At 52.0% G+C, this 14,346-nt stretch carries 15 protein-coding genes; 14 read left to right on the forward strand and 1 reads right to left on the reverse strand.

The window, feature by feature from the left end; all coding sequences use genetic code 11:
- Window positions 1–6 precede the first annotated feature (6 nt).
- The 4 genes from mnmG (at window position 7) to AC13H5_RS00280 (ending at window position 4,400) form a co-directional block, all read left to right on the forward strand.
- On the forward strand, window positions 7–1,893 hold the full coding sequence (gene mnmG, locus AC13H5_RS00265) for a tRNA uridine-5-carboxymethylaminomethyl(34) synthesis enzyme MnmG (RefSeq protein ID WP_034780305.1): 1,887 nt from the start codon (window positions 7–9) through the stop codon (window positions 1,891–1,893).
- Between the two features lie 4 nt (window positions 1,894–1,897).
- The gene (gene rsmG, locus AC13H5_RS00270; RefSeq protein WP_214755119.1) at window positions 1,898–2,614 is read left to right on the forward strand and encodes a 16S rRNA (guanine(527)-N(7))-methyltransferase RsmG; all 717 of its coding nucleotides are present in this window, start codon (window positions 1,898–1,900) and stop codon (window positions 2,612–2,614) included.
- A 79-nt stretch (window positions 2,615–2,693) separates the two neighbouring features.
- Window positions 2,694–3,572, forward strand: a complete 879-nt coding sequence (noc, locus tag AC13H5_RS00275) for a nucleoid occlusion protein (RefSeq protein WP_214755117.1) — start codon at window positions 2,694–2,696, stop codon at window positions 3,570–3,572.
- 45 nt (window positions 3,573–3,617) lie between these two features.
- On the forward strand, window positions 3,618–4,400 hold the full coding sequence (locus tag AC13H5_RS00280; RefSeq protein WP_215192585.1) for a ParB/RepB/Spo0J family partition protein: 783 nt from the start codon (window positions 3,618–3,620) through the stop codon (window positions 4,398–4,400).
- Here AC13H5_RS00280 and yyaC read toward each other — a convergent pair.
- Entirely contained in the window at window positions 4,373–4,999 is a 627-nt protein-coding gene (gene yyaC / locus AC13H5_RS00285; protein ID WP_034780311.1) for a spore protease YyaC, read from the reverse strand. The genes AC13H5_RS00280 and yyaC overlap by 28 nt on opposite strands.
- 169 nt (window positions 5,000–5,168) lie before the next feature.
- Here yyaC and AC13H5_RS00290 point away from each other — a divergent pair, with 169 nt between their 5' ends.
- The 10 genes from AC13H5_RS00290 (at window position 5,169) to AC13H5_RS00335 (ending at window position 14,267) form a co-directional block, all read left to right on the forward strand.
- A complete protein-coding gene (locus tag AC13H5_RS00290) occupies window positions 5,169–6,107 on the forward strand; it encodes a mechanosensitive ion channel family protein (protein ID WP_138860244.1) in 939 nt (312 codons plus the stop codon).
- Window positions 6,097–6,300 (forward strand): DUF951 domain-containing protein, encoded by a 204-nt coding sequence (locus AC13H5_RS00295; RefSeq protein ID WP_034780313.1) that lies wholly within the window; start codon window positions 6,097–6,099, stop codon window positions 6,298–6,300. Before AC13H5_RS00290 ends, AC13H5_RS00295 begins: the two co-directional genes overlap by 11 nt.
- A 152-nt stretch (window positions 6,301–6,452) precedes the next feature.
- Window positions 6,453–7,553, forward strand: a complete 1,101-nt coding sequence (gene ychF / locus AC13H5_RS00300; RefSeq protein WP_483546113.1) for a redox-regulated ATPase YchF — start codon at window positions 6,453–6,455, stop codon at window positions 7,551–7,553.
- Between the two features lie 130 nt (window positions 7,554–7,683).
- Window positions 7,684–7,971, forward strand: coding sequence for a 30S ribosomal protein S6 (rpsF, locus tag AC13H5_RS00305; protein ID WP_021067861.1), 288 nt, complete (start codon window positions 7,684–7,686; stop codon window positions 7,969–7,971).
- 37 nt (window positions 7,972–8,008) lie between these two features.
- Window positions 8,009–8,518 carry a single-stranded DNA-binding protein gene (gene ssb, locus AC13H5_RS00310; protein ID WP_024371077.1) on the forward strand — a complete coding sequence of 170 codons (510 nt, stop codon included), beginning with the start codon at window positions 8,009–8,011 and terminating at the stop codon, window positions 8,516–8,518.
- A 40-nt stretch (window positions 8,519–8,558) separates the two neighbouring features.
- Entirely contained in the window at window positions 8,559–8,789 is a 231-nt protein-coding gene (gene rpsR, locus AC13H5_RS00315; RefSeq protein WP_015880232.1) for a 30S ribosomal protein S18, read from the forward strand.
- Window positions 8,790–8,939: 150 nt separating this feature from the next.
- On the forward strand, window positions 8,940–10,931 hold the full coding sequence (locus AC13H5_RS00320; RefSeq protein ID WP_214755111.1) for a DHH family phosphoesterase: 1,992 nt from the start codon (window positions 8,940–8,942) through the stop codon (window positions 10,929–10,931).
- Window positions 10,928–11,371, forward strand: a complete 444-nt coding sequence (rplI, locus tag AC13H5_RS00325; protein WP_214718796.1) for a 50S ribosomal protein L9 — start codon at window positions 10,928–10,930, stop codon at window positions 11,369–11,371. Before AC13H5_RS00320 ends, rplI begins: the two co-directional genes overlap by 4 nt.
- Window positions 11,372–11,388: 17 nt before the next feature.
- Window positions 11,389–12,741 (forward strand): replicative DNA helicase, encoded by a 1,353-nt coding sequence (gene dnaB, locus AC13H5_RS00330; protein WP_021067865.1) that lies wholly within the window; start codon window positions 11,389–11,391, stop codon window positions 12,739–12,741.
- A 236-nt stretch (window positions 12,742–12,977) separates the two neighbouring features.
- A complete protein-coding gene (locus tag AC13H5_RS00335) occupies window positions 12,978–14,267 on the forward strand; it encodes an adenylosuccinate synthase (protein ID WP_034780322.1) in 1,290 nt (429 codons plus the stop codon).
- Window positions 14,268–14,346 lie beyond the last annotated feature (79 nt).

A 14,346-nucleotide genomic window follows, 5' to 3' on the forward strand; every position in this document is an offset into this window, starting at 1 on the left:
ACAACTATGGCTTACACGGCAGGCGAGTTTGATGTCATCGTCATCGGAGCCGGTCATGCAGGGATCGAGGCCGCACTGGCGTCGGCACGCATGGGCGCGAAAACGGCGATGCTCACGATGAATCCGGATATGGTCGGATTCATGTACTGCAACCCATCGATCGGTGGTCCCGCGAAAGGGATCGTCGTTCGCGAAATCGATGCCCTCGGCGGCGAGATGGCGAAGGCGATCGATGCGACATACATTCAAATGAAGATGCTCAACACATCAAAAGGTCCAGCAGTGCGCGCATTACGAGCGCAAGCGGACAAATTCCAATACCAAAATCATATGAAGAAAGTGCTTGAAGACGAACCGAACCTATTGCTTCGTCAAGCGCTCGTCGAACGACTTCTCATCGAAGACGGGAAAGTCGCCGGTGTCGTCACGAATACCGGTTCGGAGTACCGCTCGAAAGCGGTCATCGTCACGACGGGTACGTTCATGCGCGGTCAAATCATCATCGGCGAATTGTCGTATGAGAGCGGTCCGAACAACCAGATGCCTTCGGTCGAATTGTCGAAGCATTTAGAAGAGCTCGGGCTCGAACTCGTCCGTTTCAAAACGGGGACACCACCACGCATCGACGGCAAGACGATCGATTACTCGAAGACGGAGATTCAACCAGGGGACGACAATCCGTCGCTCTTCTCTTACACGTCGCAAGACCTCGACCCGATCGAGCAAATCCCGTGCTGGCTCACCTACACGAGCGAGCGGACACACCAATTGATCGACGAGAACTTGCACCGTTCGCCGATGTACTCGGGTGCCATTAAAGGGACGGGCCCGCGTTACTGCCCATCGATTGAAGATAAAGTCGTCCGGTTTAACGATAAACCGCGTCACCAAATCTTCCTCGAGCCAGAAGGTCGCGACACGGAAGAGATTTACGTTCAAGGCTTCTCGACGAGTATGCCGGAAGACGTTCAGCATCAAATGCTCCGGACGATTCCTGGACTTGAGAACTCAGAGATGATGCGCCCTGGATATGCGATTGAGTACGATGCGGTCGTGCCGACGCAACTTTGGCCGACACTCGAGACGAAGACGGTCGGCGGATTGTTCACGGCAGGTCAAATCAACGGGACGAGCGGCTATGAAGAAGCGGCCGGACAAGGAATCATGGCCGGAATCAACGCCGCATGCCAAGTGCTCGGCAAAGATCCGGTCATCTTGGACCGCTCACAGGCGTATATCGGCGTCTTGATTGACGACCTCGTGACGAAAGGGACGAACGAGCCGTATCGCTTGCTCACATCCCGTGCCGAGTATCGGTTGCTCCTGCGTCACGACAATGCGGACCTTCGCTTGAGCGACATCGGTCATGAAGTCGGTCTATTGTCACCAGAGCGTCATGCCCATCTTGAAGACAAACGAGTCGCGATTGCGGCAGAAGTAAAACGTCTCAACGGACTCGTCATCAAACCGTCGGCTGACGTGAACGCCGTGCTCGAAGAAGTTGGCGCGAACCCGCTCAAAGAAGCGACACATGCCAGTATTCTTTTGAAGCGGCCAGAAGTGACGTACGCGACGCTCATGCGCTTTGCACCGGCCCCGATCGAAGTGCCGTTTGAAGTGGCGGAGCAAGTCGAGATTCAAGTGAAATACGAAGGCTACATCTCGAAGCAGCTCGAGCAAGTCGAGAAGATGCGTCGGATGGAAGAAAAACGGATTCCGGAGAAACTCGATTACGATGCAATCGGTGGTCTTGCGACGGAAGCGAAACAAAAACTAAAACAAGTTCGTCCGCTCTCGATTGGACAAGCGTCACGTATTTCCGGGGTAAACCCGGCGGACGTTTCGATCCTTCTTGTCTATATCGAGCAAGGACAATACGCGACAGTGGAGTGAAACGATGAACCAATCCCAATTTATTGAGGCGTTGCAGGCAGAAGGATTTGAATTGAGCGAGAAACAACTCGCTCAGTTCGAACTGTATTTCGAGATGCTCGTCGAGTGGAATGAGAAGATGAATTTGACGGCGATCACAGATAAGGAAGAAGTGTATTTGAAGCATTTCTACGACTCGCTTAGCGCGGCGTTCCATTTCGATTTCTCAAACGTCGAGACCGTCTGTGACGTCGGTGCCGGGGCAGGATTCCCGAGCTTGCCGCTCAAAATTCTATTCCCGCACCTTCATGTAACGATTATTGACTCGCTCAACAAGCGAATCACGTTCTTAAACGAACTCGCGCTCGCGCTCGGGCTAGAAGGTGTCGCGTTCCATCACGGACGCGCCGAAGAGTTTGGAAAAAATAGAAAATTTCGTGAACAATTTGATGTCGTAACCGCCCGTGCAGTTGCCCGGATGACGGTGCTCGCCGAGTACTGTTTACCGCTCGCAAAAGTCGGCGGAACGTTCGTAGCGCTCAAAGCAGCGAAGGTTTCTGACGAGCTTATCGATGCGAAAAACGCCTTGGCCGTGCTCGGTGGGGAAATAAAAACGACACACCAGTTCCTATTGCCAGGAGAGATGAGTGAGCGTAATATCGTAATTGTAGATAAATTACGAAAAACGCCTGGGAAATATCCACGTAAAGCGGGTACACCGGCGAAAGAGCCGCTAATCTGAGCAATAGTGTTTCACGTGAAACCAAAAGCAGATTCCGGTAGTGGAATCTGCTTATTTTTTACATAAAGGGGTGCCGACGTTGAAGAAAACAATTGCTAAACTGTTTGGAAGTCGTCCGGAAGTAGCCGTCGCGGAACTGGCAGAAGTCAAATCGAATGATGCTGTCCAAGAAATTGCCTTATCGTTGCTTTTACCGAACCGTTATCAACCGCGTAAAGTATTCGAGCCGGCTAAAATTGACGAATTGGCCGTCACGATTGACGAACATGGTCTTTTGCAGCCGATTGTCGTTCGCAAGGCGGAAGGGGATCGCTACGAGATTATCGCTGGGGAGCGTCGTTTCCGGGCTGTTAAGTCGCTCGGATGGTCTGTCATTCCGGCTATCGTCCGAGAGATGGATGACGATACGACAGCTGCCTTGGCGCTGATTGAAAACTTGCAACGGGAACAGCTCAGTCCAATCGAGGAAGCGGAAGCATATGATCGTCTGCTCGCAATGAACGGACTGACACAAGCCGCACTTGCGAAGAGTCTTGGCAAAAGTCAGTCGACAATTGCCAATAAATTGCGTCTATTAAAATTACCGGAAGATGTGAAGCAATGTTTGCGTGATCGTCAAATCAACGAACGTCATGCCCGGGCGCTTTTACCGCTCAAAGAGTCCGGTCTTCAAATCCAAGTGCTCATGGAAATTTTAGAACAAGACTTTAACGTCAAAGAGACGGAAGAACGCGTCGAATTTTTGACGACACCGATTGAGGAAGAGAAACGGAAACCGAAAAAACAGCGCCGTCGGACGAAAAGTTTTGCTAGAGATACGCGAATCGCTATCAACACGATCCGGGACTCGGTCAGCTTGATCGGTAAAACCGGCATCGAAGTCCAAACCGAGGAAGTCGAAGAAGATGAATTTGTTGAAATTCGGATTCGAATCCCGAAAGCACGGCCACAAAAGTGAGCCCGTGCTTTTTTTGTAGCAATCAGATGGAATGGAGGAATCAGGATGGAACGATTACCGATCAATCATATTCGCCCGAACCCGAACCAGCCCCGCAAACAGTTTGAGCCGGAAAAGTTAGACGAACTCAGGCAGTCGATTGAGCGTTACGGTGTGTTGCAACCAATCGTCGTCCGTAAAGCGAGTGGATTTTATGAAATCATCGCCGGCGAGCGCCGGTTTCAAGCTGCGAAGTTAGCCGGCAAGACGGATATCCCGGCGCTGATTGTTACAGCCGACTCGGACCGCGTCATGGAGCTGGCCTTGATTGAGAATATTCAACGCGCCGACTTGAACGCAATCGAAGAGGCACTCGCCTACGAACAGTTGATGCAGACACTCGGTCTGACGCAACAACAGCTCGCTGAACGTGTCGGGAAGAGTCGGAGCCATGTGACGAACAGCCTCAGACTGCTCCGGTTACCGAGTGCGGTCCAGCATGCGGTCATGATTGGCGAATTGACGATGGGCCACGCCCGCGCCATTACAGGCATGAAATCGGCTCAGGCGATGGAACAGATTGCTCGTCGCGTCATCGCCGAGCAATGGACGGTCCGACGGCTCGAGCGCTACTTACAAAAAGAACGCATCGAAAAAAAGACGCTCAAGCGCTCAGACGCCGACGTCGAAGCCGTCGAGGCGGTGCTAGCGGAACGTCTTCAAATGGATGTATCGATTCGCCCGCGTCGAAAAGGGGGCGTCCTCGAGCTGAAGTATTTCTCGCAAGACGATTTGGAGCATTTGTTGACGCTTTTATCGCCTCAAGATTTCGATTCGTCGCGAGATTGACGAAGCCGGGTAATGGCTGCCTCTTCTTGATGGAGCCGTCCGATTCGTAAGTCGAATTCGGCAAAGCCATCGGTGATGAAACGGGCCAACTCGTAGACGAGATGTAAGCGTGTGTTCTGCAAAATCATCATCTCCATAAAGCCGCTCACGTTGACGACAGCTTTGATGTTGTATTCACCGACCGAAGGGAGCTCTTTTTGGACGCCGGCGCCAGGAGCGAGCGGCCCTTCCGAAAAGAAGATATACCCGACACTCGACAATCGGCCGAGACAGGCGTCGATTGCAATGATGAGGGGGCGGTGGAACCGTGTCTGAATCTCGTGGAGCGTCTCGACGAGGTTCAAGGCATGGACCGGTTTCGTCAGCGTCCCGTAAACATGGATATTTCGAACGGACCGTTCTTCAAGGAAGGTGCCGACGAGCGGCCCGAGTGAATCCCCCGTGGAACGGTCGGAACCGATACACACGAGGACGATGGGACGATGCGTCTCTTTCGCCAACTGGTCGTGCAGTTGATCGGCAAAGAGCTTGGATCCACTCCGTTCGGTATGTTCGATGAAGAAAGAGTATGGTTTATGAGGTTTTAGGCGAAACGGCATGAATCTCATCCTCTCTTCTAAGCTGCCTGCGTCTAGTTGCAATTGCGGAATGAAACCGTATTATCCCATTCCCGGAACACCGAAACTTATAACGTCCGGATGTAGGGTTTGAGAAAAGTCGTCAGTTATGGTTTGATGAGTTAGAATCTATAACTTTAGAGGTGACAACATGGCTTCACAAAATACAGATACAGACTTGAGCACAGTGGCCGATGAGACGATTGATAACGTCAATCGGTTCGTCGCTTATTTCCAAGACACGGAGATGTGGATTGGGCTCGGCATTAAATTGACAGGTGTCGCGCTCATCATCTTGGCGCTTTATGTGGCGTCACGCATTTTGACGTCGATGGTGCAGCGCGTGTTCGCCTTGCGCAAAATCAAAGAAGATAATATCGTCGCCCAGCGCCAAAATGAGACGCTGTCAAAACTGGCTCAAAACACGATTCGGTACGTCCTTGGCTTGATTATGATTTTGACGGTGCTAGGCCAGTTCGGCGTCAACATCGCTGGTTTGATCGCATCGGCCGGGGTCGCCGGTCTCGCCATCTCGTTCGGGGCGCAGAACTTGGTGAAAGACGTCATCACGGGCGCCTTCATCATCTTTGAAAATCAATACAAGAACGGGGATTACGTCAATTTGAATCAACAAGTCGACGGGACCGTCATCGAAGTCGGGATTCGGACGACGAAGTTGAAGGGATTGAACGGGCAAGTGACGATCATCCCGAACGGACAGATCATGCAAGTGACGAACTACTCGCTCGAGAACAGCGTCGCGGTCGTCGATATCGGTGTCGCCTATGAAGAAGACATGGGCAAAGTCGAGAAGGCGTTGAAAGAGATCGCGAAGACGGTCGAAGAGAAGTATCACGACTTGTTCATCGAGCCGATCACGCTCGCCGGGGTCCAGTCGCTCGGACCATCGGAAGTCGTCTATCGTCTCATGGCCGAAGTGCCACCGACGCAACACTTCGCGGCCGGACGGATTTTGCATAAAGAGTTGAAAACCGGACTTGATGAGCGCGGAATCGAGATCCCGTATCCGCGGACCGTCATGATGCCGCCAACCACATCGACTAAAGGAGCGCCCGAAAATGCAGGCTAAATCGTATGAGTTGAACGATTTTGTAGAAATGAAGAAACCACACGCCTGTCAGACGAACCGTTGGCAGGTGACTCGGGTCGGGATGGACATTCGTATCAAGTGTCAAGGCTGCGGGGCGAGTGTACTCATGCCGCGCCGCGACTTTGATAAGCGATTGAAAAAAGTGCTTCCACAAGAGAACGCCGCTGAATAAGTGGCGTTCTTCTCTATGTTACAACCGTGAGTTGCGGTTTAATCGAGGACTAACTATAATTGTGAAGGATGTGACGGTGTGGTGTACTGAACGTACCCACTCCACAGACGGATCAACATTTCCCGGGAAAGCCGGATGAGGAGGAAATACAAGTGGGATTAACAGCAGGAATCGTCGGATTACCGAACGTCGGGAAATCGACATTATTTAACGCCATCACGCAAGCCGGTGTAGAGGCAGCCAACTATCCGTTCGCCACGATCGACCCGAACGTTGGGGTCGTCGAAGTACCGGACGCGCGTCTTGACCGGTTGACGGAACTCGTCAAACCGAAGAAGACCGTACCGACCGCATTTGAGTTTACAGACATCGCCGGAATCGTAAAAGGTGCGTCAAAAGGGGAAGGGCTCGGAAACAAATTCCTGGCTAACATCCGTGAAGTCGACGCGATTTGCCAAGTCGTCCGTTGCTTTGAAGATGACAACATCACACACGTCGCGGGTAAAGTCTCACCGATCGATGACATCACGACCATCAACCTCGAATTGATTTTGGCCGACCTTGAATTGGTCGAGAAACGCATCACACGCGTCCAAAAAATGGTCAAGTCGAAAGACAAAGGCGCAGCTCAAGAGCTCGAAGCACTGGAAATCGTTCAAGCGGTCCTCGAATCGGAGCGCCCGGCTCGTGTTGCTGAATTGACAGAAGATCAACTCGCCATCGTCAAACATTTCCAGTTGCTCACGATGAAGCCGATGCTTTACGTCGCGAACGTGAGTGAGGACGAAGTGGCTGACGCGGACCAAAATCCTTACGTCCAAGCAGTTCGTGAACACGCCGCGACAGAAGGGGCGAAAGTAATCGTCATCTGTGCTCGCATCGAGGAAGAAATCTCAGAACTCGAGCCAGAAGAGCGCCTTGAGTTCTTGCAAGACCTCGGCATCGAAGAGTCAGGGCTCGATCAATTGATTCGTGCCGCCTACTCGACGCTCGGTCTCGCCACATACTTCACGGCTGGTGAGAAAGAAGTGCGCGCCTGGACGTTCAAGCAAGGCATGAAAGCTCCACAATGTGCGGGCGTCATCCACTCTGACTTTGAACGTGGGTTCATCCGTGCCGAAGTCGTATCGTATGAAGATTTGTCAGCTGCCGGCAACATGACGGCAGTTAAAGAACAAGGGAAACTTCGCTCAGAAGGAAAAGAGTACGTCTTCCAAGACGGCGATGTTGTCACGTTCCGCTTCAACGTTTAAGGCATTTTCCGGAAACGTATTGTAAAATGAACAGAAGTTTGATAGTATATTATGACGTGAGTAAAACAATTGTTTGCTCCTTGCTCCTACAACCGGTAGGAGCCGTTAGTCCAAGAGGAGGTGAAAGATAATGCGTAAATACGAACTTCTTTACATTATCCGTCCATCAGTTGATGAGGAAGCTAAGAAAGCTTTAATCGAACGCTTCAACAACGTCATCACTGAAAACGGTGGTACTGTTGATAAAACAACAGACATGGGTAAACGTCGTCTCGCTTACGAAATCAACAAGATGCGCGAAGGACACTACGTTCTTCTCAACATCACTGCTGAGCCTAAAGCGATTCAAGAAACAGAGCGTCTCATGAAGATCTCTGATGACGTTGTCCGTCAAATGACAACTAAAGACGAGCGTTAATTCTTAACGCTTCATATTGCGAAAGGGGAGCTTTGAGATGATTAACCGAGTTGTGTTAGTTGGTCGATTGACACGCGATCCAGAAATGCGTTATACGCAGAGCGGGATTGCCGTAACTCGCTTCACTCTCGCTTGCGATCGTCCATTCACTGGACAAGATGGGAAGCGCGAGGCGGACTTTATTGATTGTGTCGTTTGGCGCAAACAAGCAGAGAACGTAGCACAATATTTGAAAAAAGGCAGCATGGCCGGCGTAGACGGTCGCCTTCAAATCAGTAGTTACGAAGGTCAAGATGGCCAACGTCGTTACCGGGCAGAAGTCGTAGCCGATAGCGTACGCTTCCTTGAACCACGCGGTGCTTCAACGCAACGTGATACAGCACCGGCTGGAGATGTCTTCGGTGGTGGTGAGTCAAGTGGATCAGGATGGGGCGCAGCCGCTTCTTCGACTTCATCTCAGTCCTCGAACTCAAACAAAGGTTTTGAAGCTGACCCGTTCTCGGGTGGCGGAAAAATCGACTTATCGGATGACGATCTACCATTTTGATCGCGTCGATTCGAAACTAAACTAAAAAGGAGGTCTTCACATGGCACGTCGTCCAGGAGGTCGTCGTCGTCGTAAAGTATGTTTCTTTACGTCGAACAACATCACTCATATCGATTATAAAGACGTAGAATTGCTCAAACGCTTCGTTTCGGAGCGTGGTAAAATTCTTCCACGTCGTGTGACTGGTACTTCAGCGAAATACCAACGTCCACTTACTGTCGCTATCAAGCGCTCACGTCAAATGGCTTTGCTTCCATACGTTGCAGAGTAATTTTTGACACACGGCTTATCCCTCGGGATAGGTCGTTTTTTGTTTTCCGAGCCGATGTAGGAGTGTAAGTGAAACGGACGGATATGGTATGATAGAGCAGAAACCATTTAGATATCATGGGTGGAACACCACTCATTTTAGGAGGCACACATGCACAGTGGTGAAGCAATAACATCAGTGAAGAACCAGTACGCGCGTCACGCCGTTCCATATGTGATTGGACTGCTTGTCGCGTTAGGATTGGCGTTCTACAGCATTGTGGCGGCAATCACCCTGTTCGTGGGCACGCTGATTTTTTTCATCTATCAGCAAGTGACGATTCGACGAGAACGCAAGGCTTGGGAACAATACGTCCATTCTTTGTCGCATCGAATCGAAGACGTCGGGAAAGAAGCGCTCACCGGCATGCCGATTGGGATTCTCGTCTTTGACGAAACTCGTCGCATCAGCTGGTTCAATGAACAGTCTCGACTCATCTTTGAGCTCGAGATGGAGCTCGGGATCTCGATCGATTCGATTCACTCGGCGTTCACCGAGTTGATTGAGGAAGAAGAGGACGAGGCGACCATCGAAGTCGGAGACCGCGTTTATCGGGTCCTCTACAATAAGGAGTATCAGACCCTTTACTTGTTCGACATGACGGATGAGGCAGAGATTGAACAAAAATACTCGGAAACGCAGACGGTGATCGGCGTCTTATACTTAGACAACTATGACGAGATGTCAACCGCTGTGGATGAACAGGTCCGGAGTGAAATCAATCGACGCGTGACCGTCCTCTTGAACCAATGGGCTCAAAAATACCACATCTATATGCGTCGAACGGCAGCCGATCGTTTCTTTCTCGTGATGAACGAACGGACGCTCTCCGAACTCGAGAACAATCGCTTCTCGATTCTCGATGAGGTCCGCGAGGCGACGAAAGAGCATAAAATTCCGCTCACACTCTCCATCGGGATCGGTTGTGGGGAGACGACGCTGACGGAACTGGGGAACTTGTCGCAATCGAGCCTTGATTTAGGGCTCGGACGCGGCGGGGACCAAGTCGTCGTCAAACGTCATAACGGGAAAGTCCGCTTTTTCGGCGGCAAGACGAACCCGACCGAGAAACGGACTCGGGTTCGCGCCCGCGTCATCTCGAACTCGATGCGCGATTTGATTCGCGAGTCGAGCCGTGTCCTGATCATGGGGCATAAAAACCCGGATATGGACTCGCTTGGAGCATCCATCGGCATCATGAAACTGGCTGAATTTGTCGGACGTGAGGCGTACGTCGTCATCCCGGCCGGCGAGACGAGCGTTGGCATTCAACGTCTCGTCAATGAAGTCGAAAACGACGAAGAGCTGTATAGCCGTTTTTTGACCGAGTTCGAGGCTCAACCGCTCATCGACGAACAGACGCTCCTCGTCGTCGTCGATACGCACCGGCCGTCGCTCGTCATCTCGCGGGATATTCTAGACCGCGCGGAACGGGTCGTCGTCATCGACCATCATCGCCGCGGTGAAGAGTTCATTGAAGATCCGGTCCTCGTCTATATGGAGCCGTACGCATCCTCGACGTGCGAACTCGTAACGGAGTTGATCGAGTATCAGGCCGGGACGCGCAAGCTATCGATTTTAGAAGCGACGTCGCTCCTTGCGGGTATGGTGGTCGACACGAAAGGATTTACCTTGCGGACCGGGTCGCGGACGTTCGATGCCGCTTCCTTCCTTCGGATTCAAGGGGCAGACACCGTGCTCGTCCAGCACTTCATGCGGCAAGACCTCGATTCGTATATCGAACAGTCTCATATTCTCGAAAACACGGACATCTATTCCGATGGCATGGCGATCGCCGTCGCCTCGGACGATGAAGTGCACCATCAAGTGTTGATCGCCCAATCCGCTGACCAGCTCCTTAATATGGAGGGCGTCAAAGCATCGTTCGTCATCGCCGTCTTACCCGACGGCCGAACCGGCATCAGTGCCCGTTCGCTCGGTGATGTCAACGTCCAAGTCATCATGGAGATGCTGGACGGGGGCGGTCATTTGACGAATGCGGCGACACAATTGAACGTGAGCCGGGAACAGGCGAAAACGTTATTACAAGAAGCGATCGATCATTATATGACAGATGAAACAGAGGGAGAGGATTCTGAATGAAAGTCATTTTAAAAGTAGATGTTAAAGGTCAAGGTAAAGCTGGTGACGTCAAAGACGTCGCGGACGCTTACGCGAAGAACGTACTCTTTAAAAAGAACTTGGCGGTCGAAGCGACACCGGGCAACTTGAAGGCGTTCGCCGCAAAAGAGCGACGCGCCGAAGAAGCGGCTGAAGCAGAATTGAAACAAGCCCAGCAGTTGAAGGACAAGCTTGAAAAAGAGACGATCGTCGTCAAGACGAAGTCAGGTGAGGGCGGTCGCGTCTTCGGATCGGTCACGAGCAAACAAATCGGTGAAGCGTTGAAAGGGATGGGCTACAAGATCGATAAGCGTAAAATCGAGCTCGAACATCCAATCAAAGCGCTCGGGTTCACGAAAGTGCCGGTGAAGTTGCACCACGACGTCACGGCTATGTTAAACGTTCATGTTCAAGAAGCGTGAAGGTGAGGTAGACACGTATGAGTGATGCGATTCAAGTCAACACCCCGCCACATAGCGTCGAAGCGGAACAAGCTGTCCTCGGGGCCGTCATTCTCGATTCCGATCGGCTGATCACGGCCTCGGAACGGGTCGACCCGGACGACTTTTATCGTGTCAGCCATCAACGGATCTTTGAGGCGATGCTGAAGATCAATGACCGGGGCGAACTCGTCGATTTGGTCACGCTCAGTTCGGAGCTTCAAGCCCAAGGTATTCTCGATGAGATCGGTGGATTGAACTATTTGGCGGAAATCGCCGAGGCGGTTCCAGCCATCGGGAACATCGGGTATTATTTGAACGTCGTCGATCAAAAGGCGGCACTCCGCCGCTTGATTCGGACTGCGACGAATATCGTCTCGGACGGCTATGAACGCCAAGATGAGGTCGATGCCGTCCTGTCAGACGCCGAGCGGAACATTTTAAAAGTCTCGCAACGTAAAGGGCAGTCAAGCTTCCATCCGATTGGCTCCGTCTTATCGGACGCCTACTCGACGATTGAAAAACTGCACCAATCGAGTGGCGAAATCACCGGTATCGCGACCGGGTTCAGCGATCTCGACAAGATGACGGCCGGTTTCCAACGCAACGACCTCATTATCGTCGCGGCCCGTCCTTCCGTCGGGAAGACGGCTTTCGCCCTCAACATCTCGCAAAACGTGGCCGTCCGTACTGGCGAGAACGTCGCCATCTTCAGTTTGGAGATGGGCGCCGAGCAGCTCGTCATGCGGATGCTCTGTGCGGAAGGCAATATCGACGCCCAGCGTCTGCGGACGGGTCGGCTCGAGGCCGAGGACTGGGGGCGTCTCTCGCTCGCCATGTCGTCACTGTCACAAGCCGGTATCTATATCGATGATACGCCGGGTCTCCGGGTCAACGAGATTCGAGCCAAATGCCGTCGCTTGAAACAAGAGCACGGCCTCGGCATGATTATGATTGACTACTTGCAGCTCATCGTCGGGAACGGCAAGCCGGGCGAGAACCGGCAACAAGAAGTCTCGGAAATCTCGCGTACGCTCAAAGCGATCGCGCGTGAGCTTCAAGTGCCGGTCATCGCCTTGTCACAGCTCTCACGTGGTGTTGAGAGCCGTCAAGACAAGCGGCCGATGATGTCAGATATCCGGGAATCCGGGGCGATTGAGCAAGATGCCGATATCGTCGCGTTCCTCTACCGGGACGACTATTACGATAAAGAGAGTGAAGACGCCAACACGATCGAGATCATCATCGCCAAACAGCGTAATGGTCCGACCGGGACGGTCAAGCTCTCGTTCCGAAAAGAATATAACAAGTTCGTCAACATGGAGACGCAAGCTTTTGCGCCACCGATGTAGGACGAATGATTCTGCCAAAGGCGACGTCACGAGACGTCGCCTTTTTTGTCGGTCTTTGGACCTAAACGTATTCGATTTTTAAAGAATTCATTCATTGAATAAGAAATGAGGCGTCAATAACGAACGAAAGGTTACAACATAAAAATATCGTTCGGTATTAGGTTGACTTTCGCGAGAAGCAAGTGTACACTTACGGATGGTTTGAATAGAACGTTTATCTACAAGGAGGATTCATTATGTCATCAGTAGTCGTAGTGGGAACGCAGTGGGGCGATGAAGGTAAAGGGAAAATCACGGACTTCTTATCGAAGCAGGCCGAGGTCGTCGCGCGTTATCAAGGGGGAGACAACGCTGGTCATACGATCGTCTTCAACGATACGAAGTATAAACTTCACTTGATTCCATCGGGGATCTTCTACTCGGACAAAACATGTGTCATCGGGAACGGGATGGTCGTCAATCCGAAATCGCTCGTCACGGAGCTCGCGTACTTGCACGAGCGTGGCGTGAGTACGGATAACCTCCGCATCTCGAACCGGGCCCACGTCATCTTGCCGTACCACCAGTTGCAAGACAAGCTCGAAGAGGACGCGAAAGGCGACGCCAAAGTCGGGACGACGCTCAAAGGGATCGGTCCTTGCTACATGGACAAAGCGGCGCGTATCGGGATTCGCATCGCCGACCTTCTCGACAAAGAAGTGTTCGCTGAGAAGCTCAAGACCGTCCTCACGATTAAAAACCGCATGTTCGTGAAGATGTATGAAGTCGATGCGATTGAATTCGATGACATCTTCGAAGAATACTACGCGTACGGCCAACAGTTCGCCAAGTACGTATGTGATACATCGGTCGTGTTGAACAATGCGCTCGACGAAGAACAGAAAGTGTTATTTGAGGGCGCACAAGGTGTGTTGCTCGACATCGACCATGGAACGTACCCGTTTGTCACATCATCGAACGCGGCTTCAGGCGGCGTATCGAGCGGTGCCGGAATCGGACCATCGAAGATCCATCACGTCGTCGGCGTCTGTAAGGCGTACACGTCACGTGTCGGAGACGGCCCGTTCCCGACCCAGCTTGACGATGAGATCGGTCACACGATCCGTGAGGTCGGAAAAGAGTACGGTACGACGACAGGACGTCCGCGTCGCGTCGGTTGGTTCGACTCGGTCGTCGTCCGTCACTCACGCCGCGTCAGTGGGATCACAGACCTTTGCCTCAACTCGATTGACGTGTTGACAGGTCTTGAGACGCTCAAGATTTGTACAGCCTACGAGTTCGAAGGCAAGCTCCTCGACGAGTACCCGCCGAACTTCCGCGTGCTCGAACAGTGCAAACCGGTGTTTGAAGAGCTCCCAGGCTGGACAGAAGACATCACAGGCGTTCGCAAGTTCGAAGACTTGCCGGTGAACGCGCAGAACTATGTCAAGCGCATCGAAGCGTTGACAGGTATCGAATTGTTGACGTTCTCGGTCGGACCGGCACGTGAGCAAACGGTCATCTTACGTGATATTTACAAAGCATAAGACAGAGAGCCCTCGTGGCTCTCTTTTCATTTCCACGGAAATGGACCACGCTTTCTAACCTATAGAAAAAGAGTTACAA

The organism is Exiguobacterium sp. FD-YE-25-4 (assembly GCF_057004685.1).